Below are 23,517 nucleotides of genomic sequence, written 5' to 3' on the forward strand. Positions count from 1 at the left end.
CTCCTCCCAATAGTCGGCGGCTTGAGTTCCTTTTGACGATCGCAGCCTCGCCCTTTCCTTTCCTGGGATATGACGAGGTAGAGGGGCAAACCCCGATGTGGGCGCTGAAAGGATGTTGCGCTTTCCACCAAACTAGCGCAAACGGCCTGTGGTCGTAGCCTTCTCCCATCTGCGGGAATGGAAAGTAGTATGTAGCCTTCAGCTAAGAGCAGGGCTATTTAAAAGCCACTGAAAGCGTGGTGCAGGAAGCCCGCTCACTTCTGCCTCCTGCCAACCAAAGGCGGGAAGAAAGGACCCTCAAACAGCCCTGGACTTGCTGTGTTGTGAAGGCAGGAGTCACTCAAGAAAGTTACGTTGTTGATCTTATTTGCCGAACTTCATGCGCTGAACGCGCAGGCAAGATGCTTGGTGCACTAAACTGTTGGCGCAATAGGCCTAGAAATGACTCTCGCAACAGCGTCTTGAGCATCACTCGTTGAAGCAAGATGCCAGATGTGCTTGTTGGTAGGAAAGTTCCAGCAAGATTGCGAGCTTTCTTTTGCTGCTCCAGAACGTATGGCTTCATCTGCTGTTCATAACGACTGAAAGCTTCCTGATAATCTGCGCATTCATGCAGCGCCTCGGCCAGCAGGTAAGCGCCCCCCATCGCTAGCGATGACCCTTGTCCGGAAGCAAAGGTGGGACAATCGCAGGCATCTCCCACCAGGGCCACGCGCCCTTGATGCCAGCTGGGCATGTGGATCTGAACCACCTTATCCATAAAGATTTCCTCTGGCTCTGGCGCATCGGCAAGTAAGCGCGGTGTAACCCAGCCCATGCCAGCGAATACCTGCCGCAAGCGCGACAAGCGTTCAGCCCGAGGAGTGTGCTCCCATTCGGTCGTCTGATACATGAAGAAGGTAATAAGCTGGCCCTCTTGATTGCTGCAATAGGTTGCCGCCAATCGTCCTGGCTCGACACACATCACCCATCGCTGACCAAGACCATACCGATCGGCGAGGTGATAGCTGGCAAAGTCGTACCCCAGGAAATGACGGTACTGCTCCTCGGCGCCAAAAACCAGGGCACGCGTATTTGAGTGCACACCATCAGCTCCTATCAAGAGGTCAAACGGCTCACTTGTACCATCATTGTAAGTCACCACAACATCGGCAGATCTCTGTTCCACGTGCGTAAGCGAGCGGCCAAAACGCACCTCGACCTGATCTGCTAGTGTTTCATACAGCACTTCTTCAAGTATCCAATGCATGAGTCCTATATATTTTCCCGATGCAACTTTTTGCATTAGCTCCGCTGTCAAGCTCGCAATTGGCTTGCCCGACTTGTTTACATAGTCAAATGACTCAAAAGGGGCTCGCTGGGAGCGCAAACGTTCAATGATTCCCATGCGTTCGGCAACTTCATAGCCGGTCCCATAGAAGTCTATGCCATAGCCGCCACCACGAAGCCGATCTGACTGCTCAATAACCACAGCCTGAATGGTGTATTGGTGCAGCCAATAGGCCAGGGTCAGTCCGGCAACGCCGCCCCCTGAAATTAATACACGCATGTTCGCTTCCTTTCTTGATGCCTTCCTATGACATCGCAGTTGTAGCAAATCTTCTATATAAAACTGACTGGTCAGTTATTATTGTAACTGAAATGCTGACCATTGTCAATGCCATGCATTCTTCCCTGGTTTTGCCAGCATCTAGCACCCCGGGTTCTCACCTACCCGTCTTTCCCTACACGCCTCTTGACAACTACACATTCCTGAACTATACTCCTTGTAATCATAAACAGAGTCTCGGTTTATTAATATAAAGAAAGCAAGATCAAGTGAGGTCCTCTGATGGCCAACCAACGTGTGAGCAATACAGCGCTTGGCGCTGCCACTTGTCGATTGATTGAACAATACCAGCCCGAGAATATGCGGCTGTTTTATGATCCCTTGGTCAAAGAACTGATTGGCGGCCCCATCCGCACACTGATGCATTTCGCCAGCATGCGCCGTCTAGCCATTCAGCAGATGGATGCCCTCACACCGGGGATTTATGGCGTCCAGATTGCCCGAACACGCTTTATCGACGAGGCAGTTGAGCATGCCCTGGCGCAAGGCATCGGACAGGTGGTCATCCTGGGCTCCGGGCTTGACACGCGCCCCTATCGCTTGAGCGAAATGGCACGCACGCGTGTCTTTGAGGTTGATCTTCCGTCTGTGCAGGAGGACAAAAAGAAGAAGCTGCAACAACTTTATGGTCGGCTGCCGCAACAGGTGACGTTCCTCCCTATCGACTTCGATACGCAGAGCCTGGAAGCTGTCTTCAGCGCAACTGCCTTCAATCCTGCCAGTCCGACGATCTTTATATGGGAAGGCGTGACGCAATATATCTCGGAGGAAGCCTTTCGCAGGACACTGGCCTTTGTTGGCGCCTCAGCTCCCGGAAGTATCCTTGTCTTTACCTATGTCTTGAAAAGCTTTATTGAGGGGCATTCGGACATTCCGGGCAACGCGAAAATGCTGCAAATGGTGGCGAAGCGCGGCTCTCCCTGGATCTTCGGCCTTGATCCCGCCGATGTTGCGGCGTACCTCTCGCCATTTCATCTTAGCTTGAGCGCAGATGTTGGCAGCGAGAATTATCAAAGCTGCTATTTCAAGCCTATGGGACGCGAGCTGGTGGTCTCCAAAGTCGAGCGTATTGCCCAAGCCTCAGTTTTCCGTCCCTGATGATCGTCTTTGACCCAGATGAATGGCGATGGCAAGCTTACTAGCGCACCCTCGAACTTACTGAGGGCGGTTGCCCGATCGTTAGACTTTGGGCATGGAGCGGAAGAATGCGTTCGCCTGACCCGTGAATGAGTGAATTCTGTGCTTCTCATCACAGAAGGAGAGAAAACATGCATCGCCACCGTTTAGAAACTGCCTATGATCGTATTGCTCAAGAATACGCAGAGCGTAATCACATGGTTCCTCCTCTTATTCAGATGGGATCACGTTTTCTTTCGCGCCTAAGGCCTGGGACACGAGTCCTGGACGTTGGGTGTGGAGATGGCCTTCATATGGCCTGGATGGAAGCACAAGGGTTTCAGGTGACAGGTATTGATCTATCAACCGGCATGCTGGCTCAGGCCCGTGCGCGTGGTGTGCAGGGAAAATTGGTCCAGATGGATATGTGTCATCTGGCATTTCCTCCTGCCTCTTTTGAGGGAATCTGGTGCTGTGCTTCTCTGTTGCACCTTCCAAAGGCACAGGCTCCAATGGCACTGGACCAGCTGCATCGAGTCCTGGTTCCTCGGGGGATGCTCTATCTCAGTATTCAGGAAGGCGAGGGTGAACAGTGGGAAGTGACCAGATTTGCCGAAGTTGAACGTTTTTTTGCTCGCTACACTTCCCAAGAGGCGAAAGCTCTCCTTTCCCAGGCAGGCTTCTCTCTTGATGAGTGCCATCGGGATGAGGCGGGTCCGCGGCAATGGATCAGTTTTCTCGCAAAAGTTGCTGAATAATCCATACACGAGCAATCAACGATCTTGCTCCCTATACTAGCCCAAGGCCCAGGGCCTCGATAGCGGCCCGCTGCACATCCTCCTGTGGGCTCTGCAGGGCTGTCAGTAGCGCGTCGCAGGACTTACTGCGAACGGTAGCCAGCTCGTTAGACTTGGGACATAGAGCGAGGAATGAAGCCGAAGGACGCGCTTTATCCCCGCAAAGAGGAGAAATTATTATGGATGATATGCTCAAGCGCATAGATGTTCATCATCACATCGTGCCAAAAGAATACGTTGACCGTCTCGCGAAGAAAGGAGTCACAAAAGGTCTCGGCGTGCCTCTTCCACACTGGAACGTACAGAAAGCCCTTGAGATCATGGACGCCAATGAAATTGCTACGGCTATTGTTTCCATTTCCGCACCCGGCGTCTATTTTGATCAAGATCTGCAATTTGCCAAAGAGCTATCCCGGCAAACCAACGAGATCTGCGCCCGCTTGATCGCCGATTACCCCCAACGCTTCGGCGCGTTCGCGACCTTACCTGTTCCAGACATCGATGCGGCCTTAGAAGAACTGCAGTACGCCTTTAATGTGCTCAAGCTGGATGGGGTTATCCTATTAACAAATTATGACGGATATTATCTAGGCGATCCGCGCTTTGAGCGCCTGTTTGCCGAACTGAACCGCCGCAAAGCAGTTGTCTTCATTCATCCTACCACCCCTCCAGGCATGCAAGCCTCACATCTTGGCTTGCCTGAAGCTATGATGGATGTCTGTTTTGACACGACAAGAACCACCTTTTCGCTTATCGTCAACGGCATCACCAAAAACTATCCAGACGTGCGTTTTATCCTCTCCCATGCCGGAGGAACTGTGCCGTATATAGCCGCACGGGTAGGCATAACCGCCTCTATGCTAGCTGATTTGAAAGGAGCCAGCGCGGTAATCGCCGATGGTATCGGTATGGTGGCTTCAGCCGTCCCTAAATTAGAAGAAAAGATGCCCGGGACACTTTCCTACTATCTCAGGTTTAAGAAGAATGTGCTGCCGGAAGGGCCTGATTTTTTCCTTAAGAAATTTTATTACGACACAGCTCTTTCCGCCTCCCCTCATGCGTTTGCCTCGCTGCAAACGCTCGTCGAGAGTTCGCACATCATATTCGGGACCGATTATGTGTTCGCGACGCCGGCTGCCGTGCCAGCCACAATTCAAGGAATCAGGGAGTATGCCGGCTTTACAGATAGAGACCGCACAGTGATTGAGCGAGAAAATAGTATGGACCTCTTTCCACGGCTCAAAGTTCTGGTTTAAGGGGCCCGGCGAGAAAGCTTAGATCTCTTCCCAATAGTCGGCGGTTTGAGGTTTGTTTGAGGCGCTGAGGCCTCTTGAGGCAAGATCTTATGAGGTCACCACGAGATCCTGTTTTTCCTAGATGCACACAAAGGGATATTACAGCAGTCCTGCCCCCTTATACTGGCCCAAGGCCCAGGGCCTCGATGGCGGCACGCTGCACATCCTCCCGGGGGCTCTGCATGGCTGTCAGCAGTGCGTCGCTGGCTTTAAGCTGGCCCAAGGCTTTCGCGGCCCGGCGATCTCCGGCGGCGAGGCGCTCTAGCAGAGGTCCGATAGCCCGCTCATCGCCGCTTTCGCCAAGAGTTCCGATGGCGGTCTCAAGCACATTCCATTGGTACCCGCCAGCTAGCACCTTGAGCAAGGCAGGAATCGCCAGCTGACTGGGCCCAGACTGGCCACGCCACTGGCTCTTGATCATTTTGAGCGCCAGGACCGCTGCTTCTCCCTGTTGATCTGGCAGCGGCGGGCCCTCCTCATAAGGATCTTCCTCGGGCCATGCATCGGGCTGGCCCCTGCGGGTCTCAAGAAAGGCGGCAAGGACCTCGACCAGGGCATATGTCTTATCCTCTCCCAGGGTTGCCAACTCCCGGCTGAAGTGTTCTCGCTTAACAGCAGAGCGCCAATACTCATGCCCCAGATACTCCCCCAGCTCGCGAACGGCCTGCTCGCGCTCGGCCTCATTCTGAGCACGTAAATATGGTTCGATATAGCGCCTATAGAATGACAAGCTGGGATCTTTGTAATGATCCATCGACTTTCCCTACGCTTTCCCGCGTCAAACTGATGCACCCTGATTGGCGAAGCTACCTCTTCCATTTTCTCATACGTCTCGTTTAGAACGCAACCTGATATGGGCCAGGACAAACGAAAGGGACCAGGCGTGCAGCGCGCACAACCTGGCCCCCTGAGCTCAGCTTGCTACTATCAGGCAAAGGCTTTAAGGTAGGGGCGCTGAGCCTCCCACATCTCATCGAACATCGCGCTGATCTCTGCCGGAGAGCAGACGGCTGCAGTCAGCGGATCAAGCATGAGGGCATAGCGCGCCGCCTCTTTATCGCGCTCCAGCAAAGCCTGAGCGACAAGATTATGCACGGCCATATGCGCCCGGTTGAAGGCTGCCAGCTGCTCGGGCAAGGGGCCAAAGTGCGTCGGCTGCACCCCATTGCGATCCACAAGGCAGGCAACCTCAACGCAGCCATCGGGCAGATTATCGATAAGCCCATGATTGCGCACATTGCCATAGATAACCGTTGGGCTCTGCGAAACAACGCCCTCTATGATATACGACCCATACTCGTGGCTGCGCTTGAAAGGGATCTCACGCGTGCCAGCCAGCATCTCACGAATCGACTTTTCATTCTCCTCGCGCCACGTAGGCCAGTTGTTAGCATAGAATCCGGTCTCGCCAAGATAGCCGGCGCGAGAATACTTCTCAATCAGCTCGGGGCGCTTGCGGAAGTAAGGCACATATTCAGAGAAATGGCCGCTACTCTCCGTCACAAAGGCCCCAAAATGCAGCATGAACTCGAAGCGCACAGGGTCCTTTTCATAGACTTCCTTAATCCTGGCCCGCTCGCGCAAGCGCGGATACATATCCTGCCCCTTGTGGCGCAAGACAGTAAACCAGGCATTGTGATTGATCCCGGCGCAACGCCATTCCAGCTCCTCATAGGGAACCTCCAGATAGCCGGCTATCTGCTTTGAGGTGCCCTGTACGCTGTGACAGAGGCCAACCGTACGCATCTTCGTCGAAGTCAGTGCCACCATGGTCAGGATCGACATTGGATTGGTATAGTTGAGCACCCATGCCTGTGGGCAGAGCTCTTCCGCATCATGCAGGATATCCAGCCAGGCCGGGCCTGTGCGCAGCGCCTTAAAGATACCGCCGGGTCCAATCGTATCGCCAATGCACTGATTCACCCCGTACTTCATAGGAATATCAAAATCATGGCGCACATTCGCCAGGCCCGCGACCTCAATAGTATTGACCACAAAATCACTACCGGGCAGCACATCGCGCCTCTGCGTAGAGGACTCTACCCGCCACTGCTTACCGCTAATCTCAACCAGGCGTTCAGCAACCTGGCGGGCCAGCTGCAGGCGCTGCGCATCAATATCGACAAGGGCAATAGTGCCTTCATTCAATCCCTCAATATGCAGGATGTCAGTAATCAGCTGACGAGCGAAGACAGTACTTCCCGCCCCCATGAAAGTAATCTTTGTCATTAAATACTCCCTTACTTCTTCTACGGCATCCCGATTCCAGGACACTCAATAAACTTACTATTCTATGTTGCTGTACAACTGGCCCCTTCCACATTTCGTTCCACGGCATTAAGTGAACACGTGTACAGCTTATTGTAGCACAAGAGAATTCATCTTTTTTCCTACCATTAGCAGACCTGACGCTGATTGTCGGCAAAGCTAATAGTCTGTCAAGCAGAGTTTGACAAGTGTGCCGCCTGCGGCCGCCCCTTGCATCTCCGCTTTCTCATGCGTCACATCCATCTAGACAGAACACTAGCCCTACTTGATTCCCGAGCCCAGATGGATAGACTGCACGATGCGCTTCTGGAAGATAAAGAAGAGCAAGAGCAGTGGACCCAGAGCAACAAACGTTGCAGCCATCATCAAGTGCCATTGAGCTCCTTCGCTCGACTGAAACGAAGCGATCCCCACTGTAAGCACGCGCATACTCTGCGAGTTCGTAATGATCAGCGGCCAGAGGAAATTATTCCATTGCTGGACGAAGGTAATCACCGCAAGCGTGCCCAGAATAGGCCGGCTCAAAGGGATAATAATTTGCGCAATAATCTGCAGCGTATTCGCCCCCTCAATGCGGGCCGAATTCTCAAGATCGGTCGGAATAGTCTTAAAGAACTGGCGCATCAAAAAGATGCCATAAGGCGTTCCGAGCACGTAGGGAAGCAACAGGCCAAAGTACGTATCGATCCAATGAAACGTCCGCATGAGAATAAACAACGGGATAAGCGTCACGATATTGGGAACCATCATCGTCGCCAGATAGAGCCAGAAGATCGTATCGCGTCCCGGAAATTTCATACGCGCAAAGGCATAGGACGCGAACGTACTGAAGATGAGCTGGCCCACGGTTGCCACTACTGCAAAGATAAGCGTCTGCACGATATACGATGGAAAGCTATATTGCGTCAAAACGCTTATATAGTTGTCTAGCGTAAACGTGCCTGGCAAGGACCACGGAGCGCCGGCAAAGATCTGGCTGACAGGCTTGAGCGACGTCAGCAGGGCCAGGTAATAGGGAAACAACGAGACAATCGCCCCAAGAACCAGAATGATATACCAGATCGCATTCGCCAGAAGATGGCGCAGCAGCCGATTACTCGGCGCGGGCCGCTGTCCTTGCTCAAGCCGGAGCCCAGCCTCAAGAGAAGACATCGAGCATTAACCTCCCTCATCACCTGGTCAATAGAGCCTTATAGCCTGCAGCCTATGCGCCAGCTCAGCAGGCTCGTGCGGAGCGCTAGACGAGCCAAAACCGCTTGCCCTCCTTGACCAGCTTGATGCTACTGGAACTAACTTACTTCGTATACCGTCCGCTTGCGGAAGTAGAGCGCCTGAACCAGCGTCACAAGCAATAAGACTCCAAACAGCACCATTGAGAGCGCCGAAGCATAGCCGGCATGAAAAAACTCGAAGGCCTGCCTGAAAATATAGAAATTAAAGGTATTGGTAGCGCCTCCCGGTCCCCCATTGGTCATCACATAGACCGTATCGAAGACCTGGAAGGAACCGATGATATCAGTCACAAGCACAAAGAACATCGTTGGATTGAGCAGAGGCAGCGTAATGCGAAAAAAGGCCTGAGCCGGCGAAGCGCCATCGATGGAGGCGGCTTCGTAGATATCTTGCGAAATGCTCTGAAGCCCGGCCAGGAAGAAGAGCATATTATAGCCCGTATACTGCCAGATATTGACAGCCGCGATAGCCGGCAGGGCCAGTTGTGGCGACGAGAGCCAGGTAATATTATGCAGACCAAAGAAGCCAAGGAACGTATTGAGCGCACCGTTGGCCGGATCAAAGATCCAGCGCCAGACAATGCCCATTGCCACAGGCGTGGCCATCCAAGGCACAACGTAAAGCGTGCGAAAGATTCCTATTCCTCGCAACTTCTTATTCATAAGTAAGGCCAGCAAGAGCGCCAGCACCGTCTGAGCAGGAATATTGAGTAGCACATAGCCAATCGTCACGAGCAGCGAGCCGCTCACCACCTGGCTATGGAAGAGCGTGTTGTAGTTCTGGAGACCGATAAAGCGCGGCGCCGAAAGCAAATTCCAGTTGAAAAAGCTGAGGACAGCCACTGCAATAATCGGCAAAAGCAAGAAAGCCAGCAAGCCGATAAAGCTAGGCAAGAGAAATGCATAGGCCAGCAAGGTAGTCCGCAGGCGCGCCTTAAATTGCTGAGCATGCACCCTGGCTTTACGCTCGCTCGTATGGATGTCTATCTCCTGGTGTACTTGCATGTTGCAGACCCCGATTCAAGCCGAGATACAGCTTATCTCAGCGACATAGCTTCACATGTGGACATAAGCAGCCCTGGCAGGATGGCCGCGAGCGCGACGCCAAGCCCTGGTGCGCCCGCGACCGGCAAATCAGTAGGCGTTAGCTGCCTTCGCTAGTAGCTCCGCTGATTGCGGCATTGCCCTGCTGCACAGCCGTATCAGTAGCTTTCTGTACAGGGATCTGCCCCAGATACATCTGATTGAAAATGTCGTTAATCTTTGTCTGCGCCTCGTTGAAGCCTGGCGTAATGGGGAAGCTTACCGTAGCGCCCTGGGCTTCAGTAAAGAATGGAGTAACGTCGATATCCTTCTTCTTCCAGAAATCGGCGAAGTTCTGATCAGCATTCTTCACAGCCGGCCAGACAATACCCTGACCGCCAATGAGCTCCTGGGAATGAGGAGAGGCCAGCCACTTAACCAGTTCCCAGGCCTCCTGAGCATGAGCGGTCTTGGCCGAGATGGCATCCGAGAGGCCATTGAACACACTCACGCGTCCTTTGGGTCCGCTGGGCAACTGAGCAATACCAATGGGGAAATTTGTTTGCTGGGCAATGTAGGAGACATTCCACGAACCAGTTTCAATCATCGCGGCCTGGCCACGAGCCAGCATCTGGATATCCACATTTGACACGTCGTTTGTCTGGGAGGCCGGCGGAGAGACATGCCATTTGGCGATCAGATCGACGAGGAACTGTAAGGCCTGCACCGACTCGGGCTGATTAAAGACAAACTTCTGGCCAAACGGCTTGTCAAGGAACTTGCCACCATTCATGGCAATATAATTAAGGTAGGCGCTCTGATTGCTGTTTAGAGAAACAAAGCCATACTGCTTAATATTTTTGGCATCGAAATCAGGCTCGTCAGCGTGCTTGCCACTCTTATCGACTGTGAGCTTCTGCAGGAGCTTGAGGAACGAGCCACCGTCAGTAGGATTCCAGTTAAGCTTATCATCGGGCTCCTGAACATTCATCTGCTTAAAAATATTCTTGTTGTAGATAAGGGTGATGGTATCCCAGTCCTTGGGCATGCCATAATATTTGTCCTGGTACTGGAATTGCTTGATCAGCTGAGGATAGTATACCGAGAGATCAAGCTTGTCCTTCTCAATCAAGGGAGAGAGATCCATCAATACGCCCTGCTGGGCAAATTGGGGAAAATAGGCCACGTGATCCCAAAATACATCGGGGGCGCTGTTACCGGCGAACTCGGTGTTGAGCTTCTGCCAGTATTGGGCCCAGGGCGTCTGCTGAATGGTCACTTTGATGTTGGGGTGCTGCTTCTCAAATTCATCGATGGATTTTTGATAAGCAGGCTGCTGATTCTGATCCCAGAGGGCATAGGTCAGATTGACTTTTCCGCCCTGAGAAGCCGTGTTGTCGGGCGAACCACAACTTGTAAACACAACAAGCATGAGTGAGAAAATAAGGCCAAAGGCCATCCATCCACCGGGGCGTCTCGGATCAAAGGCGCTACGCGTGCCGCCATTGCGCTGAGCAACGTTTGCCAGGCCTCTACGCCGATGAGCAAGTTGCATTCCTTGTACCTCCTCTTAGGTATAATGCCGTAAAACATTTATCAGGACAAAAGGATGACCATATCTTCACGCCTAACCGCTTAAAAAAATTGTAGAGATACTGTGCCCACGCAATTAGATAACTTGAAAAGTTGAAGCTTGCACTTAGTGAACTAGCGAGATTGTGGCCCTGGTCATACGCTCTTGTCCCCTGTTTTCCTCTCCATTGAAGACAACACTAAGTTTCTTCTCCGATGGCGACTCCCTCCTCGCCGTGTACACGTGTACACTTTATTGAGAGATAGTAGCATCAAAGGTCAAGGATTGTCAAGGGCAAATGTGGAGTTGCGGTAAAGTTCCACTCCCTTTCGGCCGCGCCAGAAGACAGCTATAGCCCGGCGCAGCAAGTGAGAACTCTTGACAAATGCTGAACAAAAGACCATACTTACACATTAGACAAATAACACGTGTACACAGGAAGCGTGAAGAGGTTTCTATGGTGACAAGTCAACAGGTTGCTCAGCTCGCGGGAGTCTCGCGTGCCACGGTCTCGCGCGTGCTCAATGGGTCACCTCGGATCAGTGAGGAGGCCAGGCAACGCGTGCTCGCAGCTGTCGCAGCTCTGGGATACGAGCCCGACACGGCTGCGCAGAGCCTTGTCAGGCAGAAATCGCGCATGATTGCGCTTGGCCTTCCGGGCCAGGACCCCAGCCCGTCTTTCTTTACAAGTCTAGGGAAGACTGCCCATTATTTCTATATTGACGTACTGGCACATATTGAGCAGGAAACGTTTGCCGCCGGCTATGATCTCATCATTCCTTCACATGCCAGAAGCAAAATTGCCGAGGGTTACATTCGTGGCCTGCAGACGCGCCGCATCGCTGGCGCGCTTATGCTCTCAATTTCTCCAGAAGATTCACGCATCGAGGGACTTCTGCAATCTAATATACCAACTGTTTTCGTCGATACAGCCGGCATGGGAGAGCGAGCCATCCACATTCGTTCAAACCATCAGGATGGCTCGCGCCAGCTTGTCGAGCACCTGCTCGCCCTGGGCCATCGGCGGATCGCCTTCGTCATTGGTCAGCTTGTTGATATGGCGGCCGCTGAACGCTTTCTGGGCTGTCAACAGGCTCTGGCCAACGCGGGCATTCCGCTTGATCCCGCTCTGGTCTGTCAGACAGGCTGGAATACTGACGAGGCATACCAGGGCGCCCTTGACTTATTGGATCGGCGCCGGGATTTCACGGCGATTGTGGCTGGAAGCGATCTGATGGCCCTCGGCGTTATGCGGGCGCTCTACGAACGCAACCTGCGCGTGCCCGACGATATTTCGCTAGCCGGAGCTGACGATGTAGTCCTGAGCCAGTTTGCCATTCCACCGCTGACGACGATCCGGCAAGATCGCCAGCTCATCGCGCAAGAGGCGGTCCAGCGCTTGCTTGCATTGATTGAGGGTCGGGAAGTAAGTTCGTTCATTGCGCCAACACAGCTCGTCATTCGCAACTCAACAGGTCCCGTGCCAGAACGAGAGTAATTTTCAAGGTTCGAAGCGTAACATTGCGGCAAGAGCTGGATTCTCGCGCCGCAATAGCTGATAGCGCTCCTCGCCCAGGACACTGATAAGACTGCGCCCCATAATCTCTTCTTTGACATACTCCGTAGCCAGCAGGGCAACGACGCTATTATGTGTCCAGATACCTTGATCGTGGCCGCTGCCAGTTAGCTCAGCTACGGCCGTCTCCTCGTTGTCGCTCACCAGGACCGAGAGCCGGCGCCCGTTCAGACGCTCCTGCGCACTTTTGCCACAGAGAGTTAGATCGTAGGTATAGGGAACGCCTAACGGGAAGGTGCCATAGATGGCGATCTGCAGTTCTACGCCACGCCGATGGGCCTGGCGCAAGGCTTCAGCCAGCACGACAAGCTCTTGATCCCAGAGGGCGGCAAAGATACGCTGCGTACTGCGCGCAATGCTGCGAGCCATTACATCGATAATATTCTCGGCTCCAGTCAACGACCAGGTGAGATTATCATCACGTTCCTTGCCTAGCTGCCCCAGCCTCTTCTCCACAGCCTGAAAAGTTTCTTCAGTGTGCTCACGCAGGCGCGCCAGCAAATCCCGGTAGGGCACGGGTGAATAGAGGGTGGTTTCTGAGTGGAAAATGAGAACTGCACCTTTCTGATGAAGACGCTGCAGAGTTTCGTAGATTTTTGAGGGCGGGATGCCCGAAGCGCGGCTTACCCCATGCCCGTTCATTGGCGATTTTTGCAAAAGAGCACAATAGGCACGCGTCTCGTAAGGCGAGAAGCCAAACGCGCTCATACACTCTACCAATGTTTCTATCTCGTCCATACATCTATGCTCCTTCGCTTAAAGAGAGTGGCTGGGGTATGAAGAGTCCAAATTCCAGATAGACACTCTTCAGGATTGACAAGGCCCAATCTTTTGTTTACTATACTACCATAGTAGGCAATGACTACCCCGGTAGTATAACATATGGTTTCTAGTAGTTGCCCTTGGCAAAAGGAGGCCTATCTTGTTAAGACAGAATATTTCATCGGGCTCACCTTGGGAGTCCATCGTCGGCTATTCGCGCGCCGTGCGCCTTGAGCGCTTCGTCTTCGTTTCGGGAACGACGGCCAGCGGGCCCGATGGGAAAGCTCTGCATCCCGGCGATGCCTACGCGCAGGCCCAGGAGATCTGGCGCAGAATCGCAAAGGCCTTGCGCGAAGCGGGAGCCAGCTTAGAGGATGTTGTGCAAACCCGTACATATGTTGTGGACATCACGCAATGGGAAGCCATAGGTCGTGCTCAGGGCGAAGTGCTCGGCGAAATTCGGCCCACGGCGACGATGGTCGAGGTGAGCCGCCTCATCGATCCCTCGCTGCTTGTCGAGATTGAGGTCGTTGCCCTGTTACCCGCAACGAAAGAGGGATAGAAGCGTGTTGAGAGAGCGTGCAATAGTTATCTCGGCGCTAGCCGCATTGCTGCTCGCGGTTAGTCTATGGGGCCTGGCTCCCGTAGCTAACCGCTACCTGATTACCTCAGCGCTGAGCGTCAAGCATCTTGTCTTGATGCGTTTTAGCATCTCAGCGTTACTGTGCATCCCGCTTGTCCTGCGCATCCGCAAGCAGGGCTGGGGAAAGCGCGAATGGCTGCGCGCCTTGCTCTGTGGTCTGGCCAACATCCTGGGCTACAACTTGATGATTACGATAGCCGTGCAATGGCTACCGGCTGGCATGACAGGCTTGCTGGCCTCTACCTCGCCGCTCTGGATCGCTCTCATCTCGTGGCTCTTCCTGCGCGAGCCACCAAGCAGAATAGAGCTTATAGGTCTGGCGCTTGGCCTGCTGGGCATCCTGATTCTGATCAGTTGGACCGTCTGGCGCGCGGAGCAACGCGAAGGCTTGCTGCTAGGCATGGCCATGGCCATCTTCGCGTTGCTCATGTGGGCCATCTATACTTTAGCCGTACGTCCGCTCAGCCGTAAGTATGGCTCACCGGTTGGCTCAGGTATTACGACGATACTAGGCACGCTTCCGCTTCTCGTTCTGTGGGACCCGCATGTGCTACCCAGCTTTACGCAGCTCAGCGGACCTGCCTGGCTGGCCTTTGCCCTCCTCGCCCTGGGAAGCACTGTCATTGGCATTATGCTCTGGAACTTTGGGGTAGCCCATCTTCGCAGCACACAAGCAGCCAGCTTTATGAATCTCTTACCCATTGTCAGCGTGATTGGAGGCAGCCTGTTGCTCCACGAACAGATCACTCCCGTCGTGATTATTAGTAGCATAATCATTATCACAGGCATTATTGTCGCTCAGCTTCCTTCGCTACTGTCCAGCTCTTACAAGAGAACGTTACGCAAGCAGCCATCGACCGCCAAGTAGCGCTCATGAAAACTACCGTTTAGATCGAGCGAGCAAACTAGAGCTCATCATGCTTTGTTGCAATAACACATGGGCTGTCTTCATCAATGAAAACAAGGCAGCCTCGCCAGATAGCTTGCTCCGACACATTCCTCACGATCCACAGCTCTATTTTTCGCTTTATGCCACAGCAGCACAGAAAAAATTGAAACGTTTCTCTTTACTCAACGACTTACTAGTGAGATCTTAAACAGCAGATGTAAAGGAGCGGAAAATAGGTGCAGGAGCAGCAAATGATATCTGAGGGATCACTTATCGCTGATCTCTATGAGCGCTTTGCCCCGAACGTACTAAAGTATATACGCCGCCACGTCGCTACAAGAGAGCAAGCTGAGGATATATTGTTGGATGTATTTGTCGCGGCCTTAGAGAAGCCAGGCTTTGCGCAATTGGATGAGCAACAACAACTGGCCTGGCTACGACGCGTCGCGCATAATAAATTTGTCGACTTGCAGCGGCATGCACAGCGGCATTCTCACCTTCCGCTAGAGACGGTTGAAGGCATGCTAAGCGATGACGAGCTTGCCCCTGAGCAGGTTATCTTGCGTCAGGAAGCGCACGAGCATTTAAGAATGCGCCTTGACGCTCTTCCAGTGACCCAGCGCGAGGTATTGCGTATGCGCTTTGCGAGCGGTCTGCGCTGCCTGGAAATTGGGCAAAGGATCAACAAGAGCGAAGGCGCGGCGCGCATCATACTTTCGCGCACGCTCAATCTCCTGCGTAGCAGCTACAAAAGAAATAGCGAGGAGGCAGACAGTGAATAAGCATGAGCAAATGTTTCGGCCAGAGGAAGTTGATGAGCAAATAGATGAGCTTGTCTGGGGACCGCAGCAGGCGGAAGCCTCGGCCAATGCCTCTCTCGTGAAAGAACTCTATAACATTCATCGGGAAGAGCAAGAAGAGCATGAGATATTAGAAACGGTACGCGCACGCCTGCTGAAGCAAATTGAAGAGAGAACTCCCGCAAGCTTAAAAGAAGCCCTACACGCGCAAGATGCCAGGCAAGAGGCAGAATTAGTCATATCCAGCCTACCCTCTAAAAGTGAGGCACGCACACGACGCACGTTCAAAGGCTCCGCCATGCTTGTGGCTTCAATCCTTTTTATAGTTGTGCTTACAGGAAGTGGACTTGCTCTCCTCACGTTTGCACCAATGCGCCAGGCCACTCTCCTTTCTTCTCAGGACATGACTGCCCCTCTTTCGGCCACGGGCATTTATGTAAGTGGCAGCGGCATCATCTACCGGGCAGATATCCAGACGGGCAAAGTGCTATGGACCTATCGCTTGGCGAGCTCGAAGTTTAATAATATCCAGATCCTGCAGAGCGTTACGCGTTTGATCGTCGCTGACGATAAGGTCTACGCATTAGTCAGCGGTCCTCTAGCAAAGGGCCAAAATTCGGGCGATCATATTGTGCTGGCCCTGGATGCCAGAACTGGCCAGAAGCTCTGGTCCTACGAGGCCAATAGTGCTGAGGAGAACAGCATACACGGCCTGACGCTCATGGATGGAATGCTCTACGCCACAGTGAACGATGCCGATTCCACCATAATTTATGCCATCGATCCTCATTATGGTACAAAACGACTTGTCTATGAATTCATGCCTACGTTCTCAGACATCCATCTCACAGGGGATAATCATATTCTCTACCTGGCGACATCTGATGGACTACGCGCGATCGATACAACAAACGGTGGCTCCCAGCTCTGGTACGTGCCAAGACCCGATCCGAATCCAGATATGATCTTGACTGGCCTTCACGTGCGCAATAATGTGCTCTTGCTTGCTCTTTCCAGCAATGAAAAAGGCTATGTCTATGCCTTTAACGCCAGGACTGGTCAGAAACTCTGGCAATCAGAACAAACACACGAGCTCGTGATGGATCTTCTCGCCACAAATAACGCTGTATACTTTGGTTCGCCTGATTATTGGTTTTATGCCTATGATTTGCAAACGGGCAAGCTGCTCTGGAAACAGCAGCTTGGGGCTATCGAAGAGGCTCCAGCCTACGATGGCAAGACAATCTATGTAGCGGTGAATGGCGATGCCAACTCGTTTTATGGCGTAAAGGCTTTGAATGCAGCAAATGGGCATGAACTCTGGCAAGCCAGTACCAATGGCACCCCCGGCCAACCTGTCTTCGCCAATAATACGATTTATGCCCTCAACGGTGGGATCTTTGCCTTCAAAGCTAAAAATGGCACTCTCCTCTGGAATGCCGCTGCCCCTACATTGCCAGACGGAACTCCTAGCTTTGTAGTAGCTACAATCCAGGTTGTTCCATAGAGGTAAAGAATTTACCGAATTAACGAGAAGCGAGTAGCAGAGAAGCATACCTGGCGTCAGGGCCTCTGCTACACGCTTTTTTATGCGTGGTCCACTAGAGAAGATGCCAGCGTTGGCAACAGCCTCACGCCGCACGCCTGCATATAAAAGGTGCTCTGGTTTCTCACAGGTACCTACAGCACTTTTTAGTGCCTTCTTGCCAGAAAAGCCTTGCTCCCTTAAAGTAGCTTTGAGGGCAGAGACGCCGGGCTCGCCTCAACTCGGTCGTAAGCAAGTACGCTACTGAAGCGGCAAATTTCCTGGAGATGGAGATCTGATATGTATCGATCCTTTCGTTTTGGCGTATTGATCGGGCGCCTTGACACGCGTCCCACCTGGATAACGCAGGTGCGCAAAGCAGAAGACCTTGGCTATGCAACGCTCTCGATCCCCGATCACGTGACGGGAGCCCTTGCGCCTCTTACGGCACTGGGAGTCGCGGCAGGCGTTAGCAGTACATTACGCCTTGGTAGCTTTGTCTTCAATAACGATTATCGCCATCCGGCTGTGCTGGCCAAGGAGCTTGCTACGCTCGATGTGCTATCTGAAGGGCGCCTTGAAATAGGTATTGGGGCTGGCTTTCTTGAGAGCAACTATACGCAGATGGGCCTTCCCTTTGATGCAGCTGATACGCGTATTCGTCGCCTGGAAGAGGCTATTAAAGTTATGAAGTTACTCTTCACGACGGAAAGCGCCACTTTTTCCGGTTCATTTTATACGCTCAACGAGATGAGCGCTCAACCGAAACCGCTGCAAAAACCCCATCCGCCCTTGCTGATCGGCGGCTCGGGCCAGCGTTTGCTCTCACTGGCCGCAAGGGAGGCCACAAGCATCAACTTTGGCAATTTAGGCAGTCATGAGCTCATTGAGCAAAAAATTGCCTGGTTCAGAGAAGCGGCCGGGGAGCGCTTCGATCACATTGAGCTGGGCTTTCCCACCTTTGGGGTACATCTCAACGGAAGGACGAGATCGGGGAGCGAGGAGACCAGGAGCACAGGCGGGGCCCCACTCTTTGCTCCTCCCGCCTTCCAGGTGCTCAGCGGCAGCCTTGAGCAGATTCGTGAGGAACTGCTCAGGCGGCGAGAAATGTATGGCTTCTCCTACATTCAAGTCCAGGAAGCTGACATGGAGGCTTTCGCTCCGCTTGTTGCCAGCCTGAGCGGCAAATAAGCTGCAAGCGAGTTGGCTACACTTTATCGATGGAGCCTTACTTGTCCCTGGTGGTCCCCGCCTGCGAGCTCCACAGCCAATAGCGTTCATACGTATATTGGAGCAGACCTATAGTCGCAGCCTCCTCATCAGCAGAGATCAGACCACTCCTGTGCTGATTGGTTGGCGCATCGCCTATCAGGGCAGACCAGGGCTCGCCCAGTGTTTGCTGGCACCAATGTGCGGCAGCAGGTTTGGAGGCTACATCTGCGGTGCCAAGCGTATAGAGCAGACGGCATAGGGTCAGGACGACAAAGGCTTGATTTTCGCGCTCACGCAGCCAGGGCAGCCAGGTGGGATCATGCTCCTTATCGTCCAGCCACATCTGTGGAATCGCGATGACAGCGCGCCGCATGGCAGTGGGATCAATAGGAGCGATAAGCGCGCGAAGAGAGGGACCAACAACGCTCACCCCATACTCGCGAAGTGTATAGAGCTGAAAGATCCAGCCAATTTCGAGATGATCCATATTGAGCTCGCCACCTTTTTCAAGCTGGGGATAGCGGGCTTCAGTTGGGGCAAGGTGATTAAGGGCTTCCCGAGGAATATAGGCCACCTCTATACGCTTCGCCCAGGGTGAGGAACTGTTGGCAAAGCGCGCATGCATCTCGCGCAAGGCCGCAATGCGCTCAGCTGAAAGCTCAGAGGTCGTTACGACGATAAAGTCAATATCGCTGTGGCCAGGATCGAAATCCCCCAGGGCTAGCGAGCCATAGAGATAGAGACCATAGAAATGATTCTCCTGACCACCTAAAAGGGCCTGAATGCAGGCCACAAAATCGCGCAGTACCTCATTAACATCATTGTAGCGCGTCGGTTGTAGAGCTTTTTCCATGCATGCCACTTTCTAGCAAACTATCGCGCATAAGGCCAGCCTGACGCTTGAGCACTTCCAGATGGTCAGTATATCTGCTTTCTTATATTCGTGCAAGCGCTTTGCTCCTGGAGCATGCGCAGAACCTCCTCTGGCTCTGTTCGGATGCGGCCTCCTATATCACTGGAGCAATCTTGCCGGTTGACTGTGGACTTGTGATGCCTTGATCAATTCCCATTGGGGAAGCGTGTAAAAAAGACGAAAATTACGCACGCATCCTCAATACAAAATCATTCTCTACAAAAAAGAGTTAACTATGCGCTAAGCAGGATTGCATAGACATTTTTGCTTGACAAAATTTCCCCGCTTTGCTAAAATTTGATTAAGCAATCAAAAAACTGTTTATTTGAACAATAAAGACATGATGCAACCCATGTCGTTAGGCTGTTGGCCATTGCGGAAAATATTGCTATTGTAACAAGGGCATGTCTCTATCTCTTATGAAGAGGGGCAAGGAAAACGAGAGACAAAATGAGTGATCAGAAGCAAGAGAAAGTGGCAAAAAACGAGAAGATAGAAGAAAAGCACTCGTTCATCGCCGAGGCCAGGCGGGCGCAGATCATCGATGCAGCCATTACAACCCTGGATGAGATAGGTTATATCAACGCCAGCCTGGCCCAGATTGCCAAGCGCGCCAGGATCAGCACGGCTTTAATCTCCTATCATTTCCGTGATAAGCAAGATCTGATGAACCAGACCTTAGTTACGCTTATAGCCGAGAACACAGCGTATATCTTAGACAGAACGCAGGCTGCCTCGACCGCGCGGGAGAAGCTTCGCGCCTATATTCTTTCCAGTCTGACCTACCAGGCGACGCACCCAAAGCACAATACGGCCCTGTTGGAGATTATCTTCCATGCGCGCACACCCGAAGACGTTCCCTACTATAAGCTTGGTGATGAAGAAGAGGAGCAACTGCTCCTCGAATTGCAAGAGATTCTGCGCGCCGGGCAGAGCACAGGAGAATTCCGCCAGTTCAAGATAAGCGTCATGGCAAACGCCATCCGGGGAGCGATCAGCGAATTCATGCTGAATCCGAACCTCATTGACCAGCTCGATCTTGAAGTATACAGCGCCGAGCTCGTGGAGATCTTTGAGCGCGCTATCATGAAGAATCAAGAAAGTGCATTTTCTTGATTTCTCAACATTCATGAAACGGAACCATACCCACTGTTCACGAAAGGATAGTTTATGATTAACAGCGAGGATGCTCTCAAGCGCGTGCAGGATGGGGCAGCGCCAGAGGACTGGCATGTTCATTACGCCAAAAAGGATTTTTTTGTTGAGCAAGCTTTCATTTGCTTCTTGCTGCTGTTCGTCTTAATCGCTTTTCTTGTCTGGTATATCCTGAATCCGCACATGATTGTCATGCGCGGCTTCCTTCTAGATTGGCTGCCAGGACCCTTGCGCACATTCATCATAGCCAATTTTTCGGGATTTCTACATTTTAGCAATACACAACTGTGGCGCATTCTTGATTATCTCTCTGCGGCTATCGTGGGCGGCTTCCTCCTGCTGGTCGGGCTTGATGGCATCGAGAATGCCAAAAAGCCTCACGCACAGCTCTTGCTGATACGTCCGGATGGTCTTATCCTTAAACAAGAGGAGAATAAAACGACAGTTATCGACTACAAGGCCTTGAGCGACCTCATCATTAGCGAGTATAAGGACGACAAGGTAAAGCTGGCCCTCATCAATAAAGAGGACGGCGAAGAAAAGACGCTAGCCCTTGATAAGCGTTTCGGCGATCCCAGAAAGCTAGCTCGCGACATTCTCAAGGCCTATCAGGACCAGCAAGCGGGGGAAGCGCGCCGCTAACCCTGCGTTATTTATCCCAGGCTAAAATTATTAAGCATACTCAGCAACTAAACACTTGTATTCGTCCCCCAGGCCGTGAGCATACGCCAGGTAATCACAAGATCGGGCTGCTGCAGGTCGCTGAGCATGCGCTGATAGAGCTCCTCGTAGTCCTCTGGGAGCCCTCGCCATTTCCGAATAAAGGGTAGAGCCGTGCGAAAGCCCAATTTCATATCTTCAGCAAAATGCTGCCCCTGCTCGGTTCCCATGCGGTATTCGGTAACGTACTCGCGCGTCTGCACCTGCTGTACCCCATGCTGCTGCAGTAAGTGCGCCAGCTCACTGACCATCCCATCGCTCTTTGCTGTAAATAAATGCCCAGCCTGGTGGAACGCCTCTACGAGAAGCTCAAACAGGCGCTTACTTGCCACACTGCTGCTATAGGTCATCGCATCGCTCTCCGTGACACGAATCACGCCGCCCGGCTTACATATGCGCTGATACTCGCTGAGCAGCTTGGGCCAATCCCAGGTCCGCAACCAGCTGCCCGCCGCACGATGATTGACCAGATCAAAATAGTGCCGAGGGAAATCAAGCCTGCGCAAGGCATCCATCACCTGAAACTCAACGCGCTCACTGACGCCTTGAGCCTCGGCTTGATCGCGGGCATACGCCAGCAAGTTCCTGCTCGCATCCACGCCAATGAGCAGCGAAAGATGGGGATAGGTTTGCGCGGCTTCAATGAGCCAATCGCCGGTTCCACATCCCACATCCAGGATACGGGAAAAGCGGCTCGGATCGGGCTGTTCGGGCAGCACACCACCCATCGCCTTAGTCAACATCTGATCCTGAATATGCAGACGAGTCAACTCGGCTTCGTTAGAGCGATCCTGGACAAAATAGGTGCTTGGTTGTTCTTGGGGTTGCTGAGGAGAGGATGTCACGCTAGCGCCTCCTTGCTCTGGAATTCTGCCTCTCTGCCCCATGCTCTATGTAGCATGGGCTCATGCTCTCAGTATAGCAAATCTTTGTACATCGTGTCGAGCAGCTAGTACCCGACTTTGGTCCTTTCTTTCATTCTTCCCGTGGTTCTGCGGCCATCTGGGAAAGCGAACATACTGAGCAGCGATGATCTTGAGCCGAAGGCTTAGCATTGCTGCGCAGCCTGCCATCTCTGGCGCAAGACATGCTTTTGAATCTTCCCTCCCGAGGTGCGCAGCAGCTCAGTTACCGAAAGGAGCTCGGATAAAAAACGCAGATCAGGATGCTCCTTCACACCTCACCTGGATGGCACAGACCTCGGACAAAAGCGCCGAGCTGGCAGGGCAGGCCCGCGAGCTTCTCAAGGCCTAGCAGGGCCAGCAGGCAGGGGAAGCGCGCCGCTAGCTCTGTATCATTTCGCCGGGTTAATATAAACAGGCACACTAAGAGACTAAGCTCCTACGTTTGTTCCCCAGGCCGTAAGCATCGGCCAGGTAATTACCAGGTTGGGTTGTCGCAAATCATTCAGCATGCGCTGATAGAGCTCCTCGTAATCCTCTGACGGCCCTCTCCATTTCCGAATAAAGGGCAAGGACGTCCGAAAGGCCAGCCTCATATCTTCAGCAAAATGCTGCCCCGACTCAGTTGCCATACGAAATTCCATCTTGTACGCGCGCGTCTGCACCTGCTGTACCCCATGCTGCTGCAGCAGGCGCGCCAGCTCACTGACCACCCCATCGCTCTTTGCTGTGAAAAAGTGTCCAGCCTGGTGGAACGCTTCTACTAAGAGCTCAAACAGACGGGTCAAGGCCTCACTGCTGCTATAGGCCATCAAATCACTTTCCGTCAGTCGAATCACGCCGCCCGGCTTACATACGCGCTGATACTCGCTGAGCAGCTTGGGCCAATCCCAGGTCCGCAACCAGCTGCCCGCCGCACGATGATTGACCAGATCAAAATAGTGCCGGGGAAAATCAAGCCTGCGCAAGGCATCCATCACCTGAAACTCAACGCGCTCGCTGACGCCTTGAGCCTCGGCTTGATCGCGGGCATACGCCAGCAAGTTCCTGCTCGCATCCACGCCAATGAGCAGCGAAAGATGGGGATAGGTTTGCGCGGCTTCAATGAGCCAATCGCCGGTTCCACATCCCACATCCAGGATACGAGAAAAGCGGCTCGGATCGGGCTGTTCGGGCAGCACGCCACCCATCGCCTTAGTCAACATCTGATCCTGAATATGCAGACGGGTCAACTCGGCTTCATTGGAGCGATCCTGGACAAAATAGGTGCTTGGTTGTTCTTGGGGTTGCTGAGGAGAGGATGTCACGCTAGCGCCTCCTTGCTCTGGAATTCTGCCTCTCTGCCCCATGCTCTATGTAGCATGGGCTTGTGCTTTCAGTATAGCAAATCTTTGTACATCGTGTCGAGCAGCTAGTACCCGACTTTGGTCCTTTCTTTCATTCTTCCCGTAACCCTGTGAGCTTCCAGGAAAGAGAGCGCTCTGAACGGCGATGATCTTGAGCCGAA

At 52.9% G+C, this 23,517-nt stretch carries 21 protein-coding genes; 11 read left to right on the top strand and 10 right to left on the bottom strand.

Features of this window, described 5'->3' with window-relative positions; all coding sequences use genetic code 11:
* Positions 1–349: 349 nt before the first annotated feature.
* Complete coding sequence (locus EPA93_RS06110) at positions 350–1,549, bottom strand: FAD-dependent monooxygenase (protein ID WP_129886198.1); 1,200 nt, start codon at positions 1,547–1,549, stop codon at positions 350–352.
* A 282-nt stretch (positions 1,550–1,831) separates the two neighbouring features.
* Between EPA93_RS06110 and EPA93_RS06115 the strand changes: the two genes are divergently transcribed.
* From EPA93_RS06115 to EPA93_RS06125, 3 genes are all read left to right on the top strand, one after another.
* Entirely contained in the window at positions 1,832–2,707 is an 876-nt protein-coding gene (locus EPA93_RS06115) for an SAM-dependent methyltransferase (protein WP_129886199.1), read from the top strand.
* 170 nt (positions 2,708–2,877) lie between these two features.
* Entirely contained in the window at positions 2,878–3,483 is a 606-nt protein-coding gene (locus EPA93_RS06120) for a class I SAM-dependent methyltransferase (protein ID WP_165422912.1), read from the top strand.
* Positions 3,484–3,701: 218 nt separating this feature from the next.
* A complete protein-coding gene (locus tag EPA93_RS06125; RefSeq protein ID WP_129886201.1) occupies positions 3,702–4,778 on the top strand; it encodes an amidohydrolase family protein in 1,077 nt (358 codons plus the stop codon).
* A gap of 157 nt (positions 4,779–4,935) precedes the next feature.
* On the opposite strand, the gene EPA93_RS06130 is transcribed toward EPA93_RS06125, so the two are convergent.
* The 5 genes from EPA93_RS06130 to EPA93_RS06150 form a co-directional block, all read right to left on the bottom strand.
* Entirely contained in the window at positions 4,936–5,571 is a 636-nt protein-coding gene (locus tag EPA93_RS06130; RefSeq protein WP_129886202.1) for a HEAT repeat domain-containing protein, read from the bottom strand.
* A gap of 173 nt (positions 5,572–5,744) precedes the next feature.
* Positions 5,745–7,046, bottom strand: a complete 1,302-nt coding sequence (gene melA / locus EPA93_RS06135) for an alpha-galactosidase (RefSeq protein WP_129886203.1) — start codon at positions 7,044–7,046, stop codon at positions 5,745–5,747.
* Positions 7,047–7,346: 300 nt separating this feature from the next.
* Positions 7,347–8,237 (bottom strand): carbohydrate ABC transporter permease, encoded by an 891-nt coding sequence (locus EPA93_RS06140; protein WP_129886204.1) that lies wholly within the window; start codon positions 8,235–8,237, stop codon positions 7,347–7,349.
* A gap of 137 nt (positions 8,238–8,374) precedes the next feature.
* Positions 8,375–9,322 carry a carbohydrate ABC transporter permease gene (locus tag EPA93_RS06145; RefSeq protein WP_129886205.1) on the bottom strand — a complete coding sequence of 316 codons (948 nt, stop codon included), beginning with the start codon at positions 9,320–9,322 and terminating at the stop codon, positions 8,375–8,377.
* 139 nt (positions 9,323–9,461) lie between these two features.
* Positions 9,462–10,895 (bottom strand): ABC transporter substrate-binding protein, encoded by a 1,434-nt coding sequence (locus EPA93_RS06150; protein ID WP_129886206.1) that lies wholly within the window; start codon positions 10,893–10,895, stop codon positions 9,462–9,464.
* 475 nt (positions 10,896–11,370) lie between these two features.
* Between EPA93_RS06150 and EPA93_RS06155 the strand changes: the two genes are divergently transcribed.
* A complete protein-coding gene (locus EPA93_RS06155) occupies positions 11,371–12,411 on the top strand; it encodes a LacI family DNA-binding transcriptional regulator (RefSeq protein ID WP_129886207.1) in 1,041 nt (346 codons plus the stop codon).
* 3 nt (positions 12,412–12,414) lie between these two features.
* Here the strand turns inward: EPA93_RS06155 and EPA93_RS06160 are convergent, their stop codons facing one another.
* A complete protein-coding gene (locus EPA93_RS06160; RefSeq protein ID WP_129886208.1) occupies positions 12,415–13,227 on the bottom strand; it encodes a TrmB family transcriptional regulator in 813 nt (270 codons plus the stop codon).
* Between the two features lie 184 nt (positions 13,228–13,411).
* On the opposite strand from EPA93_RS06160, the gene EPA93_RS06165 reads away from it, so the two are divergent.
* The 5 genes from EPA93_RS06165 to EPA93_RS06185 all read left to right on the top strand — a co-directional run bounded on the left by EPA93_RS06165 (position 13,412) and on the right by EPA93_RS06185 (position 18,299).
* On the top strand, positions 13,412–13,813 hold the full coding sequence (locus EPA93_RS06165) for a RidA family protein (RefSeq protein WP_129886209.1): 402 nt from the start codon (positions 13,412–13,414) through the stop codon (positions 13,811–13,813).
* 4 nt (positions 13,814–13,817) lie between these two features.
* The gene (locus EPA93_RS06170) at positions 13,818–14,762 is read left to right on the top strand and encodes a DMT family transporter (RefSeq protein ID WP_129886210.1); all 945 of its coding nucleotides are present in this window, start codon (positions 13,818–13,820) and stop codon (positions 14,760–14,762) included.
* Between the two features lie 272 nt (positions 14,763–15,034).
* Positions 15,035–15,565, top strand: coding sequence for an RNA polymerase sigma factor (locus EPA93_RS06175; RefSeq protein WP_242527332.1), 531 nt, complete (start codon positions 15,035–15,037; stop codon positions 15,563–15,565).
* Positions 15,558–17,090, top strand: a complete 1,533-nt coding sequence (locus tag EPA93_RS06180) for a PQQ-binding-like beta-propeller repeat protein (RefSeq protein WP_129886212.1) — start codon at positions 15,558–15,560, stop codon at positions 17,088–17,090. Before EPA93_RS06175 ends, EPA93_RS06180 begins: the two co-directional genes overlap by 8 nt.
* Positions 17,091–17,408: 318 nt before the next feature.
* On the top strand, positions 17,409–18,299 hold the full coding sequence (locus EPA93_RS06185) for a TIGR03621 family F420-dependent LLM class oxidoreductase (RefSeq protein WP_129886213.1): 891 nt from the start codon (positions 17,409–17,411) through the stop codon (positions 18,297–18,299).
* Between the two features lie 37 nt (positions 18,300–18,336).
* Here the strand turns inward: EPA93_RS06185 and EPA93_RS06190 are convergent, their stop codons facing one another.
* On the bottom strand, positions 18,337–19,173 hold the full coding sequence (locus EPA93_RS06190; RefSeq protein ID WP_129886214.1) for an aminoglycoside adenylyltransferase domain-containing protein: 837 nt from the start codon (positions 19,171–19,173) through the stop codon (positions 18,337–18,339).
* A 510-nt stretch (positions 19,174–19,683) separates the two neighbouring features.
* Between EPA93_RS06190 and EPA93_RS06195 the strand changes: the two genes are divergently transcribed.
* The gene (locus EPA93_RS06195) at positions 19,684–20,349 is read left to right on the top strand and encodes a TetR family transcriptional regulator (protein WP_129886215.1); all 666 of its coding nucleotides are present in this window, start codon (positions 19,684–19,686) and stop codon (positions 20,347–20,349) included.
* 54 nt (positions 20,350–20,403) lie between these two features.
* Positions 20,404–21,030 (top strand): hypothetical protein, encoded by a 627-nt coding sequence (locus tag EPA93_RS06200; protein ID WP_129886216.1) that lies wholly within the window; start codon positions 20,404–20,406, stop codon positions 21,028–21,030.
* 47 nt (positions 21,031–21,077) lie between these two features.
* On the opposite strand, the gene EPA93_RS06205 is transcribed toward EPA93_RS06200, so the two are convergent.
* Positions 21,078–21,953, bottom strand: a complete 876-nt coding sequence (locus tag EPA93_RS06205) for a class I SAM-dependent methyltransferase (RefSeq protein ID WP_165422913.1) — start codon at positions 21,951–21,953, stop codon at positions 21,078–21,080.
* Between the two features lie 488 nt (positions 21,954–22,441).
* The gene (locus EPA93_RS06210) at positions 22,442–23,317 is read right to left on the bottom strand and encodes a class I SAM-dependent methyltransferase (RefSeq protein WP_165422914.1); all 876 of its coding nucleotides are present in this window, start codon (positions 23,315–23,317) and stop codon (positions 22,442–22,444) included.
* Positions 23,318–23,517 lie beyond the last annotated feature (200 nt).

It is taken from the genome of Ktedonosporobacter rubrisoli (genome assembly GCF_004208415.1).
Taxonomy (GTDB): Bacteria; Chloroflexota; Ktedonobacteria; order Ktedonobacterales; family Ktedonobacteraceae; genus Ktedonosporobacter; species Ktedonosporobacter rubrisoli.

Excerpts from the sequence above, each read along its gene's own strand:
- EPA93_RS06110 (WP_129886198.1), bottom strand. The coding sequence starts at position 1,549 with ATGCGTGTATTAATTTCAGGGGGCGGCGTTGCCGGACTGACCCTGGCC.
- EPA93_RS06115 (WP_129886199.1), top strand. The coding sequence starts at position 1,832 with ATGGCCAACCAACGTGTGAGCAATACAGCGCTTGGCGCTGCCACTTGT.
- EPA93_RS06120 (WP_165422912.1), top strand. The coding sequence starts at position 2,878 with ATGCATCGCCACCGTTTAGAAACTGCCTATGATCGTATTGCTCAAGAA.
- EPA93_RS06125 (WP_129886201.1), top strand. The coding sequence starts at position 3,702 with ATGGATGATATGCTCAAGCGCATAGATGTTCATCATCACATCGTGCCA.
- EPA93_RS06130 (WP_129886202.1), bottom strand. The coding sequence starts at position 5,571 with ATGGATCATTACAAAGATCCCAGCTTGTCATTCTATAGGCGCTATATC.
- melA (WP_129886203.1), bottom strand. The coding sequence starts at position 7,046 with ATGACAAAGATTACTTTCATGGGGGCGGGAAGTACTGTCTTCGCTCGT.
- EPA93_RS06140 (WP_129886204.1), bottom strand. The coding sequence starts at position 8,237 with ATGTCTTCTCTTGAGGCTGGGCTCCGGCTTGAGCAAGGACAGCGGCCC.
- EPA93_RS06145 (WP_129886205.1), bottom strand. The coding sequence starts at position 9,322 with ATGCAAGTACACCAGGAGATAGACATCCATACGAGCGAGCGTAAAGCC.
- EPA93_RS06150 (WP_129886206.1), bottom strand. The coding sequence starts at position 10,895 with ATGCAACTTGCTCATCGGCGTAGAGGCCTGGCAAACGTTGCTCAGCGC.
- EPA93_RS06155 (WP_129886207.1), top strand. The coding sequence starts at position 11,371 with ATGGTGACAAGTCAACAGGTTGCTCAGCTCGCGGGAGTCTCGCGTGCC.
- EPA93_RS06160 (WP_129886208.1), bottom strand. The coding sequence starts at position 13,227 with ATGGACGAGATAGAAACATTGGTAGAGTGTATGAGCGCGTTTGGCTTC.
- EPA93_RS06175 (WP_242527332.1), top strand. The coding sequence starts at position 15,035 with ATGATATCTGAGGGATCACTTATCGCTGATCTCTATGAGCGCTTTGCC.
- EPA93_RS06185 (WP_129886213.1), top strand. The coding sequence starts at position 17,409 with ATGTATCGATCCTTTCGTTTTGGCGTATTGATCGGGCGCCTTGACACG.
- EPA93_RS06190 (WP_129886214.1), bottom strand. The coding sequence starts at position 19,173 with ATGGAAAAAGCTCTACAACCGACGCGCTACAATGATGTTAATGAGGTA.
- EPA93_RS06195 (WP_129886215.1), top strand. The coding sequence starts at position 19,684 with ATGAGTGATCAGAAGCAAGAGAAAGTGGCAAAAAACGAGAAGATAGAA.
- EPA93_RS06200 (WP_129886216.1), top strand. The coding sequence starts at position 20,404 with ATGATTAACAGCGAGGATGCTCTCAAGCGCGTGCAGGATGGGGCAGCG.